Source organism: Streptomyces sp. NPDC059456 (genome assembly GCF_042750055.1).
Taxonomy (GTDB): Bacteria; Actinomycetota; Actinomycetes; order Streptomycetales; family Streptomycetaceae; genus Streptomyces.
In genome coordinates this window covers 3,016-18,965 of sequence record NZ_JBHYVA010000082.1, presented here as the reverse complement: position 1 = coordinate 18,965, position 15,950 = coordinate 3,016, and the positions used below count along the sequence as shown (strand labels likewise).

Genomic DNA, 15,950 nt, shown 5'->3' with positions numbered 1-15,950 from the left:
CCCCGAGCGCCGGGCCCCCCGCGCCCCGGGCGCCCGCGGGGGTGCGGTCGACCGCGGGCGCCTGGAACGGTGTCCGCAGGACGGCCGACGGGGCCGCTCGGGGTGAGTAGTCCTGGTTCATGTCCGTGTCCTTTCTCTACGGTGCCGAGGGCTAGTACTGGCGCGTGTACCAGGGCGCGATGCCCATCGCTCGGGGACCGATCCGGTCCCAATCGACGTTCCAGTTCGCCTCCGCGCCCGGGGAATCGGCATCGACGCGTGCCGGAGCGGCGGGGGTGCGGTCGACCGCGGGAGCCTGGAACGGTGTCCGCAGGACGGCCGACGGGGCCGCTCGGGGTGAGAAGTCCTGGTGGTTCATGCCCGTTTCCTTTCCTCGGGTCCCCCGGTGCTAGTGCCGGCTGGAGAGCCAGGCGTCCAACGCTCCCTTGACGCCATGGCCGATGAGCGTCCATGGCATGTCCCAGTCGGCCTCGGCGCCCGGTGCGTCGGCCGCGGCGCGTGCCGGAGCGGCGGGGGTGCGGTCGACCGCGGGCGCCTGGAACGGCGTCCGCGGGGTGGCGGACGATGCTGCACTCTGCGGGATATCTCTGTTCATCCCGGCGTCCTCTCAGGACGGTGCGGCGGTGGCGGGAAAACCCAGGCGCCCGCCACCGCCGCGACGGATGCTGCAGGCGGTCCCTAGAAGAGGACCTTCTTCGCGATGTTCCAGACGTCGCCCAGGTCGAAGTTGGCCTCGACGCCGTCGACGCCTTCGCCGGAGCCCTTGGGCCCGACCCGGTCGCGGTCGATGGCAGGGGTCTGGAACGGCGTCCGCGGAGTGCCGGACGGAGCCGACCTCTCCTCACGCCGCGCAAACGGCTCGTTCATCTTTCTCACCTTTCACCTGGTGACTGGCCGGCGGGCGGTTCCCGCCGGAGGCTCGTCTCGTCTCGTTGTTCCGCTTCCTCCGCGGGCGCGCTCAGAGCGCGTGCGCCCGCTGCGCGTAACACATCTGCCGTGCAGGTCCCCAGAGCTCCGCGCAACCCGAGCGGGCCGCCTCCACGCCGTGGCCGTCGTGCCGCTCCTGCGGCTCTTGCGACGGCTCGCGGGAGACCGGCGGTGCCTGAAGGGGGAGTGCGTGGGGTACCGAGGTTCTGGTAGTGGGGGTTCTGGTCGTGGCCATGGGGGCTCCTTGGTCGGGTCTCGGTCGGGTCCGGCAGTCAGACGCTGCCGATGAACGTGTGGACCGGCGCGAGGCTGACGGGCAGGTCGTCGCTCACGTCGAAGGTGAACAGGTACGACACCGGTGCCCGCTGGTCGTTCTCCGGGTCGAAGAAGGTCAGGGTGACGTCCTGGCAGTCCGAGCCGGGACGGCAGAAGGGACTCTTCGAGACGCTGACGGTGTCCAGCGAGTAGAAGTTGTTGCTCGTGCCGGGGACGCGCTCAGCGGAGAGGATGCCGCCCTGGATCTCGGCGCCGACCAGGAACGCGTTGGTGCCGGCCGCGTTCAGCGCGCGGTCGCCGGAACTCTGGCCGAGGTTCCGGAACTTCCAGTAGATCTTGTCCAGCAGGGCGCGCACGGTCGTCTTGAGGAACTTTCCCTTGTCTCCGGCGAACTCCGCGCGGACCTTCGCCTCGGCAGTCTGCTGGGCGTGCTCGTCCTTGCCCGCTTCCTGGCGCGCCTCCCGCACCTTGACGGCCACCACTGCCTCGAAGACGGAGTTGACCAGCAGCGTCTCGTTCCAGGTGAACAGGCCGCGGCTCTTGACCTCGACGACGGGTACGACCTGTCCCGAGAACAGCCGGACGGTACGGTCCGTGAGGATTCCGGGTATCGAGACCCGGGAGACGAAGTCGAGGTCCTCCTTGTCCTTGGCCTGTCCCAGGAGAGCGTCCCTGAAGGTCCGGTACACGAAGGAGACCGGCGGGTACGAGAGGGTTTCGAGGAGTTCGGCGAGCTGCTTGGCATCGCCCGCGGCGCCGGCCGCGAGACCGTGCACCTGCTCCGCGGACGCCTTGGGGTTCGCGATGATCGGCCGGGTCCAGTCCATGCCCACCGGCATCTCCGCCTCGAGGGCGTAGAGCGGGGTCGCGTCCGCGTTGAGCGTCCAGGTCAGCTTGTCCGAGGCCCACGGGTTCTTGCTCAGGTAGGCGTGCAGCTGCTTGGGGTCGTAGATGTTCGGCTGGACCTCCTGTTCGGGGTGCCCCTTCGTCGCCGGAACGACGATGTTCGGCATCTGCTGACGGAAACTGTCCCGGCGGGCTTCGGTCTGGAAGTCGAACCCGATGGTGCCGATCGCGTAGATCAGCGGCTTTCCGGAGGAGGGCGCCGGGGCGGACGTCGTGGCACCGCCCGCGCCGGGCTGCCCGCCCGTACCCCCGCAGGTGCCGCCGCACCCGGCGCAGGACGGGCAGATGCCGCCGTTCGCGGGGTGGGCGGCGGGCGCCGTGTAGGCCACAGGCGCCGTGTAGGCCACGGGCGCCGTATGGACGACGGGCGCTGCGGGCGCCGCGTAGACCGGGGGTGCGGCGGGAGCCGCGTACACGGGAGGCGCGGCGTGGACGGGAGGCGTAGCGGGTGCGGCGTACGCGGGAGGCGCAGCGGACTGGCCCGCGGCCTGTACCCCGGGCTGCGCCGCCGGCTGTGCCCAGGCCTGGCCCCAGGCCTGCGCCTCGGGCTGGACCCCGGCCCGCGCATCGGCCTGTACGCCTGGCTGCACCGCCGGAGGCGCGGGCGGCAGGGGAGGCGGCGCGGGCCACGGGTCCGAGGACGGAGGTACGGGGACCGGCGACGCACCGGGGACCGGTGCCTGCGCCGGTGCGACCTGCGCCGATACGACCTGTGAAGCCGCGGTCTGCAATCCGGGCACCGGGGTCCCGGCGCCCGCGGGCGACTGGGACATGGCTGCGGGTACGGCCTCGGACGGTTCCTCGGCCTGCGCGTGTACGGCGTGCGTGTCCATGACGATGGCTCTCTCTTTCTCTTCGGTGTGCGTCGTGCCGTGAGGACCGGATGCCGGGCTTCCCATCCCGTTGACCAGGGCGTAGGCGCCGGCGGCGTTCAGCCGGCCGCCGAGCAGCCTGCGGCACTCGGGTGACTCGTCCGGGCCACAGGGCGGACGGATCGCGGACTCACGTACGGCGCGGCCCGCGGCGAGCGGGTCGGCTGTGCCGCCTCCGGCCAGCTGCCGTGCCACCAGCAGCGCGACGACCCCGGTCACCGCCGGGGCGGCGAAGCTGCTGCCGGTCAGCGAGGCGACCAGGCCGCCGGGCGCGGCGCCCCGGATGTCCTGTCCGGGGGCCAGGACTCCGTTCAGCCGGTACGCGGCGCCCCAGTTGTTGATGTCGAGCGGCGACCCGGCGGCGTCGGCCGCCCCCACGGCGAGCACGGACGGCGTGGCAGCGGGGGCCTGCAGGCAGTCGCACCCGTCGTTGCCCACGGCGGCGACCACCAGCACGCCGTTCTGCTCGCACAGCCGGAGCGCCCGCTCCAGCATGCTGTCCGGCGCGCCCCCGGGGGTCCGCTCCCCGCCGCTGATGTTGATGACGTGGGCCCCCGCCTCCACGGCCTGTTCCACGGCCCGCGCCAGGTCCAGCTGAGGCACGCGCGTCACCCGGCCGTCCGGGGACTCCCGGAACACCGGAAGCAGCAGTCCCGTACAGCGCGGCACGAGACCGGGCACCGGCGAACCGGACTGCCCGAAGAGCAGGCTCGTGACATGCGTGCCGTGCAGCGACATCGGCCCGGGACCGGCCGGGCCCGACACCAGAGTGGGCAGCCGGGTGAGGTTCGATCCCGCGAAACAGGGATGTGCCAGGTCCACCGGGCCGTCGAGGACCGCCACGCGCACCTCGGGGCTGCCGAGGAGCTCATGCTCCCCGGCCCCGGCCATCCCGCGCACCACCGACCGGATGTCCATGCCGAACCTCCGCTCACCGCACTGTCTCGACGTGCAGTGATCCGATCTGAAGGGGTAGAAAACTGTACGAACCAGCCCGATGTCGTTCGATGTGGTCCGGCCGTCGCAGTGAGTGCGCCGGGCCATGGGAAAGGTGTCCCACAGGCGCGTTTCCCGGTCGTTCCCCCGTTCGGCGGAAGGTGTTCGATGATCGTCACGGAGACGTTCGGGGAGGCCCCGGCATGCGTCGGAAAAACGTTCCTGCGTCGTGGTTGGCGCATGCGGGCGGTGTCGGGACCGCGTAGACCCGGCATGACGGGTAACCTGCCGATCCGCTCCGCCCGGTTGCAGCCGTATATGCCGTCGCGCAGAGTGAGAAGCGTGTCGCAAGGAGCCCAACTCGAAATCCTGCGGCCCTTCCAAGTCACCTGTGGAGGGCGGCACGTCGCCGTCCCCAACGCAGGCCAGCGACTGCTTGCCTTCCTGGCCCTCCACCGAGAGGGAGCGCACAGGCGTTCGGCGGCCGAGCATCTGTGGCCCGACTGCACCCCCTGTCGGGCTGCCGCCAACCTGCGAACCGCGCTCTGCCAGGGCAGGAGGCTCGGCCCGGTTCCCGCCATCGACAGTGTCGATCACACCCTCGCGCTCGCACCCGCCATCTCGGTCGACTTCCACGGGGCGTGGGACGCGGCCTACCGCCTGGTCTCCGGCGACGGCAAGCTCCCCGACGGGGACCGATTGGTGGCGGACCTGAGCCAGGTGCTGCTCCCCGGGTGGGACGACGAATGGCTGCTCCTCCCGCGCGAACGCTGGGACCAGCTGAGGCTGTACGCCCTGGAGGCACTGGCCCAGCGCTTCCAGACCGAGGGCCGTCACCTGTCCGCGCTGCAGACCTCGCTCGCCGCCATCTCCATCGACCCGTTCCGCGAGACCCCCCACCGGATTGCGGTCGAGATCCACCTGGCCGAGGGCAACGTGGCCTCCGCGGTCAAGCGGTACCAGGACTACCGGCGCTTGCTGCAAATGGAGCTGAAGGTTGCCCCGTCGCCTCAACTGACCAGTCTCGTACGCGACCTGACGCGCACGTAGGCGCGCACTGAGGCCCGCACGCAGGCGATCCCACGCGACAGGCCGCCGACCCTGAACGGCCATGAGTACGAGGGCGGGCCCCAGCCCTCCTCGCGCTGCACGTGAAGCCGGGCGAGATCGTGCACGGAACGTGTGCCAGGGCCCGGTGCTCGCCCACCGAGCCGCGCCGCTCGTACGCCATGGGCGCGCACCCGGCCGTCGGTCCGGGGCTGCCCGAGACCGCGAGCAGTGCGCTGCCGGGGCGCGTCCGGTGGCGACGGGGGTTCGTTGCGGTGTTCGACTAGGAGAGCTGGGCGGCGGCCTTCTCGTAGTCGGCTGCCTGTGCCGGGGTGAGGAGCCTGCTGACGCGGACCAGGGTCTGGCCGTGGAGGTAGTCGTATTCGGTGAGGGCGGGCATTCCCTTGGTGACGGTCTGGATGTAATCGTGACGGGCTTGGGCGTCCGCCGCGTTCGGGAACACCTCGATGCTGCCGCCGAGTTCGACGTCGCCGGGCTGGTGGCCCTCGGTCTGGTCGGCCGGGATCCGCCCGTCGGTGAACGTGACCTTTGACGAGTACTGGTGGGGGCGCCCGAGGAAGTGGTTCGGGTCGTTCTCGGCGGTGACCGTGCCGCCGAACTTGACGGAGGGTACGGCGGCGGACAGGACGGCGAAGGCGCCGGCGGCGTCGGCCGTGGCCTTGCTCGGGGCCGGCGCGGGGGCGGCCTGTCCGCCGGGGGCCACCTTGGGCGTGCTGGCGGCGGTGCTACAGGCGGTGAGCAGCGCGGCGGTGACGACGGCTGCGACGGCGTGGGTGGCTCGGCTCATGGGATCCCCTGGGTGCGTGAGGGGCCCATCTGATCGCTTCTCGGGGACGAACGTGACCCGTGTTGCCGTTTCGTGACGGGATGACGGGATGACGGGATGACGGAGCGACGGCCGGGACCGGGAGCCGGCTGCGGTCCCTGGGCGATGCCAGTCGGTCAGTCGGTCAGTCGGTCAGTCGGCCGGCCGGGCGGCAGCAGGGCATCGTGGCGGGGTTCTGCGCCGGCGATCGGGCCGACGGTGCGTTTGTGTCTTCTTCGTGCCCGGGGCATGTGCGATCGGTACGATCACCGGGTCCGCACGGTTCGTTCGGAAGGGCGGCGGTGGTTGCGGAGCGTGTGCGGAAGAGGGCCCCTGCCGGTAACAGGAGCCCTCTCGTTTCCGTGGCGTGTCCGCGCCCGGCCCAGGAGGACTTGACGGGGTCTCTTCACGGCCGCGGCAGCCCTTGCGAGCGGCCGCACCCGTTCAGTCTCACCACGGGCGGCGGGCAATAGCAAGATCGAATGGCCGTTCCGTCGCATTCCGAACGCCAAATGGCCAGGTCAGCCTTCTGGACGGGGCGGCGGTCGGGTCGTGCGCGGAACGCCCGCAGTCCGGCTGTGGCACGGGTGGCGGTACCGGTCGGATGCTGTGACCGGGGCCGGAAACCCCGAGCGTCCGGGCGCGGAACGCCCCCTGCTCGGAACGGATTTGGGGGCCGCATGTTCCGGTGGGGTCAAGTGCTTGCGAGGCGTCGGCCGGTCACCGCAGGCTTGCTTTCCATCACGGCCCGTCACCCGGTGCTCCGGTAAAGCACCGCTCGGGCCCGGCCCTGCACGCCACGTAGCCCAGGAGGCTCCTCATGTCCGCTCATCGAACTTCCCGGCGTCACAGCCGGTCTGCTGCCGGCGCCCCGTCCTGCGGGACGGCTTCGCTCTCCGGCGGCCTTCGCGTGGTCGTCTTCGTGGTGGTGGTGGCGGTCGTCGTCGCCCTTCTGAAGTCCGGCCAGTCCATGCTCGACGCGTTCGGGCTCGTCACGGTCGCCGCCGGTGCCGCCGTCCAGATCAGCTCGTGGCTCGACCGGCCCGCCGCGGCTCTTCCCGGGGGGACTGCGTAATGGACGAATGGGGGGAAACGCTCCGCGCCGTGGAAGACCAGAGACAATTCCGCGCACAACTGGTGGTGCTGAAGGGGTCCATGTCGTTCAAGGACGTCGAGACCGCTTCCGGGGGTGAACTTCCGGCCGCCACCACCTCGACGACGCTGCGCCTGGACCAGCTTCCGAGTCTCAAGTTCGTGAGGCGGTACTTGACCGCCTGCGGGCTGGCCGAAGCCGACCAGGCCCTCTGGATCGAGGTGTGGCAGGCGGTGACGGACGGCCGGGCCCCTCTGGGGGAGCCGGAGGACGCCGTGCCCCCGCAGCCGGATGTTCCGGTCCCGGCCTTACCCGGGGACGAGGGCCCGGAAGGCGCGGGGCCCACTCGTTCGGCCCGGCTCCTCCACTCCTTGCGTGACCGGGTTCCCCGGCCCGTGCCCCGGCGCTGGGTCATCGCGCTGACCGCCGCGGCCGTCCTGGCCCCGGCCGCCGGCGGCGGCATGTGGTGGTACGGCGCCCACTGCGGCACCACGAACCCGGCACTGCGCACGGTGCTGGGCGGTGAGTGCTCGGGCGTCACCGACGGCAGCGACGGACACGGTGTGTTCGGACCGGGGCCCCAGCCGGGCCTCGCCGTGATCGATGCCGAGAACCGGGCGGTCGTGAAGAGCGGCGACTACGTCACGGTGGCGCTGATGGCGCCGCTGACCAAGGGCGGCAAGAGCCTGACGGGCGACCGTGCCGTACACCAGATCGAGGGGGCCGCGATCGCCCAGCACGAGGCGAACAAGGACAACGCGTACCCCAAGATCCGGCTGGTACTGGCGAACATGGGCAGCAACGAGTCCAACTGGCCGGCCGTCGTCGACCAGCTCAAGTCGATGACCGGCGGAAGCGACCGGCTCGTCGCGGTGACCGGCATGGGCCTGAGCCAGCAGGAGTCCATGGACGCCGCGCGCTCACTGTCGCAGGCCCACATCCCGATGGTCGGTGACGTGATCACCGCGGACGGCTTCGACAAGAGCGGCGCGATCGACCGCGGCGCCCCGATTCCGGGTCTGGTGCGGGTGGCCCCCAACGTCAGCACGCAGTTCAAGGCGCTCGCCCAGGAACTGGGCAAGCATCCCGAGATGAAGGCGGGGGCCCTGGTCAGCGCGCCGGAAACCCCGGACGGAACGCCCGACTTCTACACGCAGTCCATGGAAGCGGCGATCCGCAACCCGGACATCGGCCTGCTGCCCTACCTGGAGGCCGGGGGCCTCTCGTTCAACTTCACCGTCCAGCAGGGCGCCGAGGACAGCAGCCTGACCACCATCGCCAACAACACGTGCGGCAGCCCAAAATCCGACGTCGTGTTCTACGCGGGCCGCGCGACGTACCTGGACACGTTCATCGACAAGCTGCACAGACGTCCGTGCCGCACCACCCCGATCACGGTGGTCACCGGCTCCGACGCGGCCACCCTCAACCCCAAGATCGAGGGCCTGAACGACCCGGGGGCCCCCATCTCGGTGCTCTACGTTCCGCTCGCCGACCCCGACCAGCTCGCAAGCGGCGCCAATCCCGACCAGACCCTGTACCAGGACTTCGCCAACGAGTTCACCCGCACCCACTACGGACAGGAGTTCGACAAGAGCCACCTGGCCAGCGGCTGGGCGGTCATGTCCCATGACGCCGTGCTCACGGCGAAGCAGGCCGTCCGCAACGCCACCGGCACCTCCCAGAGCCCGCCCAGCGTGCGCGCGGTGGGAGACCAGCTCTATCTGCTGGACAGCATGAACGTGGTCACCGGAGCCGGCGGCGTCTTCCGCATCGACCCGCAGACCGGCAACCGCAAGAGCAACCACGACCCCCAGGTCGTACGCAAGGGAACCCACCGCCCCTAGCCGAACGGAAAGAACCCTGCTGGGACGGCGCTCCGCCGCCGTCTCAGCAGGGTTCGTGCGTGGCCGGCAGCCGTCTTCCGGGCGATGCCGGACGATCTGTGGGCCCTCGCTCCACGCATGACTTCGCGGAGTCGCTCAGCTGCCGTACCTGGTCCCGTGTCAGGCGGCGTACGTCCCAGATGAGACCGGTCACGTCGACGACCGCCTCGGTCGGCGACGCCGTCCCCTCCCGCAGGTCGACCCCGGTCAGTACGGCCAGGTCGCCGGCGCGGATGCCGAGCACGATGGCGTAGTCGGCCAGGAGATCGGGTGTCAGCCCGACGCAGCCGTGGCCGGCCTGCCCGTACGTTGACGGTGACCAGTACCGGCCGGTCAAGGGCAGGAAGGTCTTCGCCGCCGCCGACCACCCCAGGTTCCGGTTGGCGAGCAAGCGCATCAGCAGCCCACCAGGACCCGGCGGATACCGAAGATACGGGCGCGGCTCCGGGACCGGCTTGGTGCGGCGCTCCTGCGGCAGGGACTGCGCGATCCGGCGCAATTGGTCCCGTTGGTCCTGCGGCAACCGGACGGCGTGCCGAGCGAGGCTAGCCACGGCCGTTCCGGCGTCGGGGTCGAGGGGCGTCATCTCCCGTGGCAAAGCCACATCAGCGATCACGAACAGGTCCTCGGCCTTCAGCTGGAAGACAGGGGCGAGCCGTCGCAGCAACGACGGGACGGGCGCGGCACCGTCCAACACGGCCCCCAGCTCGTCCTCCGGGACAGCGGACAGGCGGGACAGGTCGCCAACGCACAGCCCGCGCCGCTCCGCCAACCGGCCCAACAGCACGTCGAATCCCGGGAATTCCGCCACCCGGTCAGCCTAGCCCCCCGTGAAGCAGCCCTCCCGGTCACCAGGACGATCTCCGCCAGACAGGCCGGGCAGCCTGAGGGCTGATCGGGGCCGGGCCGGGGCCGGGCCGGGGCCGGGCCGGGGCCGGTCGTAGCGGCCTGCCGGGCGCCGGGTCGTGCCTCGCGCTCCGTACGGGAACGCACCCCGTCAGCCGAGGATCTCCGCGATGTCCGCCCGGAGCCGCTGGTAGTCCTCCGGGTGGTCCGGTGCCCACTGGGCCGCGTCCTCGACGGTCTGCCGGGCGAGTTCCGTCGCCCGGTCCGGCCAGCCGGCCCAGGCGTACATCCGGATCAGTTCCACCGACGCGCCCGTCGTGGACGGGTGACCCCGGCCGGGGGAACGGCGCGCCGCCCGTACGGTGTGCTGCTGCATCTCCAGGGCCTCGCCGAAACGCCGGTTGTCCCACAGGCGGTTGGCACGCAGCGTACGGGTGTCCAGCTCCGCGAAGGCGTCGTGCCGGGCGAGGGCACCGGCCGCCAGGAGGAGCAGCCCCGCCATCAGGACCACGTACGGTCCGGGACCGGCCGCGAGATCCGGAAGCCGCCCTTCGCGGTCGCGCACGGTGCCGGTCTCGGCGAGGTCCAGCGCGGCCCAGGCGCCTCCCAGCACCGCCGCTCCGATCAGCGCCGCACGGTGGACGCTTCGGCCACGCCCGATCAGCAGCAGGCCGGCGGCCCAGAGCGCGGCGGCGCCGGTGAGCACGACGACGAGCCCGTCCCCGCCCGGGAGTCCGGCCCGCGAGCCGAGGGCCGCAGCGCCGGTGGCGGCGTCCGGGCGGAAACCGTAGGACAGGGCGTCGCTGTCGGCCCCGACGACCCAGGGCAGTACGGCGCCCAGCAGCATCAGGGCCGCCCCGGCGACGCCCAGGGTGGCCGGCAGCCGCCGCGGGGTGATCAGCGAGGACAGTACGGCTGCGGCCCGGCCCGTACCGCCGGTGAGGGCCTTCATCCGCCCAGCCTGACGACGTCGGTCGTGTAGGTGGTGACGGCGACGTACACCACCACGGGTACGAGGAGCACGGCGGCCGGTGAGAGCAGCCAGGTGCCGAGCGGCCGCAGCCGGGTGGTGCGCAGTCTGCGGGAGGTCCACAGCAGGGTGCCCGGGATCAGCAGGAGCAGGGTGACCAGGGAGAGCGCGAAGCGGGTCGGGCCGTCTCCGGGGACCGGGAAGAGGGAGGCGAGCGGGGAGTCGTACGTCAGCCTGTCCACGCCGGCCGCGAGACCCTGCAGGACCAGGGCCGCGATGCCGATCGGGGCGAGGAGCAGAGTGGCCAGCAGGAACGCTCCGTCACCGCGCGACGTCGAGCGGGGGGCCGCGGCCGGTGGTCGCGGGGTGGCGCCCCACGAGGCGGCCGAGTCCCGGTCCCGTCTGTCGCGGTAGGCGAGCTCATGTCCGGCCCCGGCGTCTCCTCCCCACTGGTGGGCGTTGCGAAGGTCGTGATCGCTCGCGTACGAGTACGAACCCTTGATCTCGTAGTCGTCGGACACGTCTGCTCCCCCGCAGTGGTGAGGTCGTGATCGTGATCGTGATCGTGATCGTGGTGGTGGTGACGGGGCCGGGTCAGCCGGCGAGGACGGCCGCGTTCGGGCCGAGGGCCCGCCTGTTGATGCCGCGTCGGCGGAGCGTGCTGAACAGGTACAGTGCCGCCCCCGCGCCCGCCAGTGCGAGGTAACGGGACTGGTGGTCGGCGGGCACGGCGGGCATCTTCTCGATCGCCAGCCTGATGCCCGGCCCGTTCAGGGGCGTGTCCAGCGTGTAGTTGCCGGGCTTCAGCTGCGCGGTGGCGGTCGGCCAGGCCTGCCAGTGTCCGCGCTCGTCCGCGTACCAGTAGCGGTGGTCGACCGAGTCGCCCAACGAGGAGCGGCGAAAGGCGTCCTGGCCGACGGGGTGTCCGTCGGCGGAGGTGACGGAGACCATGCTGTCGGGCTTCTTGCGCGCGGCGCCCGTCATCACGGCCTGCAGGACCGGGGGCCGGGGCATGTCGGTGCGGCTCTCGATCCAGATCAGGTAGAGGCCGTCCTCGGCCAGCTGCACCGGCCCGGGCCGTCCCGGCTCGGTGCGCAGGGTGTGCGACGCCTCGCCGTTGCGTAGCTGCTGGCCGCCCTGCGCGGCGAGCGCGACTCCCAGGAACCCGATGACCCACAGCGCGAGGGCGCCGTCCAGCCAGCGCCGGGACCAACCCGTACGTACGAACACGGCGTCACGTGGCATGCAGCAGCCCCCCTGCTCGCCGGCGCGCGGCATCCGGCCACGCGCCAACCAGTGCCCCTCAGTGTTACCGGAACGACCAGCCCCCTGTCCGGCGCTTGCGCGAAGTCCCGCGCGGGACCGGCAGTGGGAGGCCTGTTGGTTCCGGAAGGGTGTGCGGTCGTCAGCCGCAGGCCTCCACTGGTTCCAGTTTGAAGCCCTTTGCGTTGAGGAGGTTCGCGTCCGGGGCGAGGTTCAGTGTGGCGACCTTCTCGATCGTGCGTTCGTCGTTGAGGATCCAGTGACTGCCTCGGTGGTCTGTGAGGCTGAGACGGGCGTGCAGGTGGTGCTCTCCGACTTCAGGGATTCCCTTGACGTCCATTTTTGCCCTTTGACATGCCATGAGGTCGCCGGGGCTGGCGGTGCGGACCACCCCGCCGCCGGAATCCACGAGGTCGAGAGTGACCCCGTAGACAGGGCTGAGGCTTCGGTTCTCGATGATCAGAGTCTCGGCCCCGGTGTCTTTGTTGTCGTACCACCAGCCGACCTTGCTGACGATGGCCTGAACCACTTCTTGGTCGAGCTTCTCGGTCTGTGTCTGCTGTGCTTTGACGCCTTGCCAGGAGAACCACAGTGATGCGAACGCGGCCACGACGGCAAGGCCGGTGAAGACGTTGTTCCACCGCCGGCCGCGTCTCCTGCGTGCAGCGGCCTCCGAAGGTGCCTTTGCAGGAGGTTCTGCAGGTCGGTCGCTCATGGGGGCTCCCTTGCTCGGTTTTGACCGGCAGGCTGATGTCCGCGGTGGGCGAAGGGAGTAGCAGTGATCGCGCCCAGGGCTCCCCATCCGGCCGCTCGCGCGGAGCAGGTGCGAACGAGCCTGGGGGATCCATGGGGGCAGGGCGGTAGACCCGCCCCGTGAGGGGGAGGCACTTTCAGTATCCGTCCGCCTTCGGTGGCGCGCGCGCCAGAGTCGTACCTAGCCGAGCACCCCGAGGGCGCCGACCTGGCCGCCTCACTCGGCCCCGATGGAGACGCACTGCCGACCGGGACCGACCGGCTCGCCGCCCCTGCATTCCCAGCGTCCGCCCGGCTCGCGCAACATTCCCGAAATGTCTCATTTAGGTCAGGGGAAAGACTTATCTGAGCCTTGTCGAAATTGGACAGAAACTTCTTTTCAGTGGCTGTTTGCACTGGTCAGAGGCCAGACGCATGCTCTGGCCCCCATGGACGTCACCACCAGCGTGATCGTCGCCGCCTTCGGGACTCTCGGGCTCTTGATCACCCTCACGTCCTCAACGTTGCGCCAGCTCCCGGACCTCATCCACGCAATCCGCGAGGTGCGGCACTCCCTCCGCCATGAGCAGGCAGAGAGGCCGGACGAGGGCGAAAGCCGACTCGTGTCGGGTCCACGGCATCATCGCCCGGTGCTGCCCGGCCCGTGTCGGCCGTCCTCAAGCGCCGCGGTCAACGGGCGCCCCCTCGCCGTCAGAGGCGACCGACGGGTTCAGCAGGCCGATGGGAGCCACGCAGTTGAGGCACGGCGTGACCTGGACCGTGAAGCTCGGCATCCTGATCCTCCGTACGACCGGCCCCGGTGGGCCGGTCGCAACAGGTGAGGCCCAGAGGGCTTGCTCTGGGCGGAGCGGGAGATGAAAACTCTGCCGCGGAGGGGTCCGGGAACTTGAGCCGTCTCCTCATGGCGCCGCGGCCGGCGCGTGAGCGTTTCGGCCGGGCCGCCCGAAGGGGTCGGGCCGGGGCTACACCAGGTCCGGCTTCCAGATGATGCGGTCCGGGTAGACGTGTGCCGTGGGGGAGAGTTCGTACGAGCCTCCGTTCGACTCCTGCGGCACCACCCAGCCCACGGCCTGGTACGCGAACGGCACCTTCTCCCGGGGGACCGCGCACTGTCGGGGATCCGTGATGACGGTCTCCCCGGCCGGGACGTCCAGGGAACGGGTCTCCGGCTGTTGCGGGCAAGGGTGGAACGCCGACAGCTGCGCGTACTCCAGCCGGATCCTGACGGTGGATGCCGCGCGGCCCGCGTTCGTGATTTTGAGGGCGAAGGAGACGCGCTCCGCTTCCACCCGCGCGCACACCCGCCAGGTGATCGCTTCGGGGCCCTGGAAGGGGGAGCTGCACCGGCTGTCTTCCCCGAGGGTCCCCTTCTCCAGGCCCAGGGTCTTGGTCGCATCCGCCCGTGCCACCGGACCGCCGCCCGCAGCCTCCGAGTTCGCGGATGCGTGGCCGGGCCCGGGACCGGAACCGGAACCGGAACCGGGACCGGTTCCTGCCCCGGAAGCCCCTTCCCCGTCGGCCGGGAGGAGGAGGGCTGCGGCTGTGATCGCCGTGGCCGTGGCGGCGACGGTCAGCCCGCCGGCCAGTACCTGCAACCATCGCGGCCGGTCACGCCACAGCCGCCTGAGCCGCCTCAGCCGCTCAGGCTGCTGGTCATCCGGCGCGGTCCCGCCCGCGGCGGCGGTACGCACCTCGGAGGGGGAGGGGGCGAGAGGCTCCCCCGCGCCGACGAGCGTTGTCGCGGCGGAGTCCCGCGGGTGTTGCCCTCCGCCCTCCCCGGCCGGCTGCTGCGGATCCGTCGGGGCCCCGGCTAACGCGGACTCGGCCTTCCCGTACCCCTCCGCTGCCCGACGGCCCGTGGCGGCCGCCGCGCCCGCGGAACGCCCGAGCAGATGAGCCTGCGCCGCCACCCTCCACCCGCTCGGGTACCGGCGCTCCAACTGGGCCTGTACGAGGTCGATCCGTTCGCCGAGGCGCATCAGCCGCTGCGCGCGTACGCCCTCCAGGCCCAGGGCCCGCACGATGTCCCGGGAGACGCCCCTGCCCGGCAGGCCCGCGCCACCACTCATGACGATCCTGCGGCCGCTCAGCCATTTGGAGACCCGGGACGGGGTCACCGTCCCGTGCTTGGTCAGCTCGGTCATCCGGCCCGCGAGCTGCTGGTGCTGAACGGCCGCGATGCGACAGGCCTCCCTGACCTCCCCGGCCCACGCGTCCAGCGCGTCGCCGAACTCGTCGATCAGTTCCTCGTTCGTGCTTCCCACCCTGCAGACCCCTTCTCCGCTTGCACCCCGGCACCGGTTTGCCCAGGTCAGAGAGGTGCAAGTTGCCCTGCAACATGCACCTGCCCCGGCCCTGTCGCCTCCCGTACGCCGAGCCCGGCACTGTGATTCTGACGGCGCGGCCACCGCGTCGCCGCTCCCTCAACTCCCTTGGTCACACGAGAGGAACGCACCATGATTCGAACGAATGTCCGCAAGCGTCGGCTGGCGGGCACTGCCTTCTCCGCGGCAGCGCTGCTCGGGGCCCTGACGCCCGCCCTGCTGCCCGCCGCCCAGGCGCAGGCCGCGCCGCTCGGCAGGGCGTGTCTGTTCCAGGACAGGGAGGGCGCCGGGGGCGCCGGCCACGTGGCCTGGGCCGTCCGCGACCCGAAGGACTCCGGGCACTGGATCTGGGGCGCGACCGAGGGCCCCGCCAACGGCGTGTACATCCCGGCCGGATCCCCGAACGGCAGCTGGATCAAGGGCGGTACCTGGAAGCAGCTGCGCGGCACCATCAGCCCGGCCCGCTACGACAACTACCGGTGCATCAACACCGCCGGCGGGAACCTCGCGGCCGCGCAGCAGACGTACGGACGGATGAAGGCCAACGGTTACGCCGTGTTGACGAACAACTGCCTGACCAAGTCCCTGGAGATCTTCCGGAGCTACAGCCCCGCCCTCACCGCATCCTCGCTGCCGGACGGCAGGACGACGCCCAACCACTACTTCGAGGTCTCGCTGAACAGTGCCCGGGGCTGGGAGGCGAGCCGCTCCTACTGACGGTCCGGCCACCGCATCCACCCACGCATACGTACGAACGACACCACGAGAGGAATGACCCGCATGTGCCAGCGATGCAAGGGCGACGGCAAGTGCACCACCTGCGGCGGCTCCGGGTTCCGGGGCTGGAGCGGCGCCAAGTGTGACAGCTGCAGGGGCAGCGGCGACTGCAAGGCGTGCGACGGCCGCGGCTGACCGCAGCCGACCGGGTGGGAAGGGGCTCCGGCTTGCCCGCGCCCCCCCCCCCCCCCCCCCCCCGCCGGCTCCCAGCGCGCGCTGAGGGGCGCGGGGGGGGGTGTAGCGGCGGG

Annotated in this window: 15 protein-coding genes; 4 read left to right on the top strand and 11 right to left on the bottom strand. The window is 71.3% G+C overall.

All coding sequences use genetic code 11. The annotated features are described in order from the left end of the window. Window positions 1–151 precede the first annotated feature (151 nt). The 4 genes from ACFXA3_RS10565 to ACFXA3_RS10550 all read right to left on the bottom strand — a co-directional run bounded on the left by ACFXA3_RS10565 (window position 152) and on the right by ACFXA3_RS10550 (window position 3,899). On the bottom strand, window positions 152–358 hold the full coding sequence (locus ACFXA3_RS10565; protein WP_385184739.1) for a hypothetical protein: 207 nt from the start codon (window positions 356–358) through the stop codon (window positions 152–154). Between the two features lie 30 nt (window positions 359–388). After that, window positions 389–595, bottom strand: coding sequence for a hypothetical protein (locus tag ACFXA3_RS10560; protein ID WP_385184736.1), 207 nt, complete (start codon window positions 593–595; stop codon window positions 389–391). 83 nt (window positions 596–678) lie between these two features. Then, entirely contained in the window at window positions 679–867 is a 189-nt protein-coding gene (locus ACFXA3_RS10555) for a hypothetical protein (RefSeq protein ID WP_385184734.1), read from the bottom strand. 332 nt (window positions 868–1,199) lie between these two features. Beyond that, a complete protein-coding gene (locus tag ACFXA3_RS10550; protein ID WP_385184731.1) occupies window positions 1,200–3,899 on the bottom strand; it encodes a S8 family serine peptidase in 2,700 nt (899 codons plus the stop codon). A 360-nt stretch (window positions 3,900–4,259) separates the two neighbouring features. Between ACFXA3_RS10550 and ACFXA3_RS10545 the strand changes: the two genes are divergently transcribed. Then, complete coding sequence (locus tag ACFXA3_RS10545) at window positions 4,260–4,967, top strand: BTAD domain-containing putative transcriptional regulator (RefSeq protein ID WP_385184728.1); 708 nt, start codon at window positions 4,260–4,262, stop codon at window positions 4,965–4,967. 280 nt (window positions 4,968–5,247) lie between these two features. On the opposite strand, the gene ACFXA3_RS10540 is transcribed toward ACFXA3_RS10545, so the two are convergent. Further along, window positions 5,248–5,772: a hypothetical protein gene (locus tag ACFXA3_RS10540; RefSeq protein WP_385184726.1), complete on the bottom strand. Its 525-nt coding sequence runs from the start codon at window positions 5,770–5,772 to the stop codon at window positions 5,248–5,250. 838 nt (window positions 5,773–6,610) lie between these two features. On the opposite strand from ACFXA3_RS10540, the gene ACFXA3_RS10535 reads away from it, so the two are divergent. Together ACFXA3_RS10535 and ACFXA3_RS10530 are read left to right on the top strand one after the other, a co-directional pair. Next, window positions 6,611–6,865, top strand: coding sequence for a hypothetical protein (locus tag ACFXA3_RS10535; RefSeq protein WP_385184723.1), 255 nt, complete (start codon window positions 6,611–6,613; stop codon window positions 6,863–6,865). Between the two features lie 29 nt (window positions 6,866–6,894). Then, window positions 6,895–8,730: an ABC transporter substrate-binding protein gene (locus ACFXA3_RS10530; protein WP_385184720.1), complete on the top strand. Its 1,836-nt coding sequence runs from the start codon at window positions 6,895–6,897 to the stop codon at window positions 8,728–8,730. Between the two features lie 43 nt (window positions 8,731–8,773). Here the strand turns inward: ACFXA3_RS10530 and ACFXA3_RS10525 are convergent, their stop codons facing one another. The 6 genes from ACFXA3_RS10525 to ACFXA3_RS10500 form a co-directional block, all read right to left on the bottom strand. Then, window positions 8,774–9,580 carry a hypothetical protein gene (locus tag ACFXA3_RS10525; protein ID WP_385184717.1) on the bottom strand — a complete coding sequence of 269 codons (807 nt, stop codon included), beginning with the start codon at window positions 9,578–9,580 and terminating at the stop codon, window positions 8,774–8,776. A gap of 186 nt (window positions 9,581–9,766) precedes the next feature. Beyond that, a complete protein-coding gene (locus ACFXA3_RS10520; RefSeq protein WP_385184714.1) occupies window positions 9,767–10,567 on the bottom strand; it encodes a hypothetical protein in 801 nt (266 codons plus the stop codon). After that, window positions 10,564–11,106 carry a hypothetical protein gene (locus tag ACFXA3_RS10515; RefSeq protein ID WP_385184711.1) on the bottom strand — a complete coding sequence of 181 codons (543 nt, stop codon included), beginning with the start codon at window positions 11,104–11,106 and terminating at the stop codon, window positions 10,564–10,566. The genes ACFXA3_RS10520 and ACFXA3_RS10515 overlap by 4 nt, the downstream gene beginning before the upstream one ends. A gap of 73 nt (window positions 11,107–11,179) precedes the next feature. Beyond that, window positions 11,180–11,830 carry a hypothetical protein gene (locus ACFXA3_RS10510; RefSeq protein ID WP_385184709.1) on the bottom strand — a complete coding sequence of 217 codons (651 nt, stop codon included), beginning with the start codon at window positions 11,828–11,830 and terminating at the stop codon, window positions 11,180–11,182. 160 nt (window positions 11,831–11,990) lie between these two features. Then, window positions 11,991–12,563, bottom strand: a complete 573-nt coding sequence (locus tag ACFXA3_RS10505) for a hypothetical protein (RefSeq protein ID WP_385184706.1) — start codon at window positions 12,561–12,563, stop codon at window positions 11,991–11,993. Window positions 12,564–13,563: 1,000 nt separating this feature from the next. Then, window positions 13,564–14,865 (bottom strand): hypothetical protein, encoded by a 1,302-nt coding sequence (locus tag ACFXA3_RS10500; protein ID WP_385184704.1) that lies wholly within the window; start codon window positions 14,863–14,865, stop codon window positions 13,564–13,566. A gap of 192 nt (window positions 14,866–15,057) precedes the next feature. Here ACFXA3_RS10500 and ACFXA3_RS10495 point away from each other — a divergent pair, with 192 nt between their 5' ends. Continuing rightward, complete coding sequence (locus ACFXA3_RS10495; RefSeq protein WP_385184702.1) at window positions 15,058–15,642, top strand: Tat pathway signal protein; 585 nt, start codon at window positions 15,058–15,060, stop codon at window positions 15,640–15,642. The last annotated feature ends 308 nt before the right edge of the window (window positions 15,643–15,950 follow it).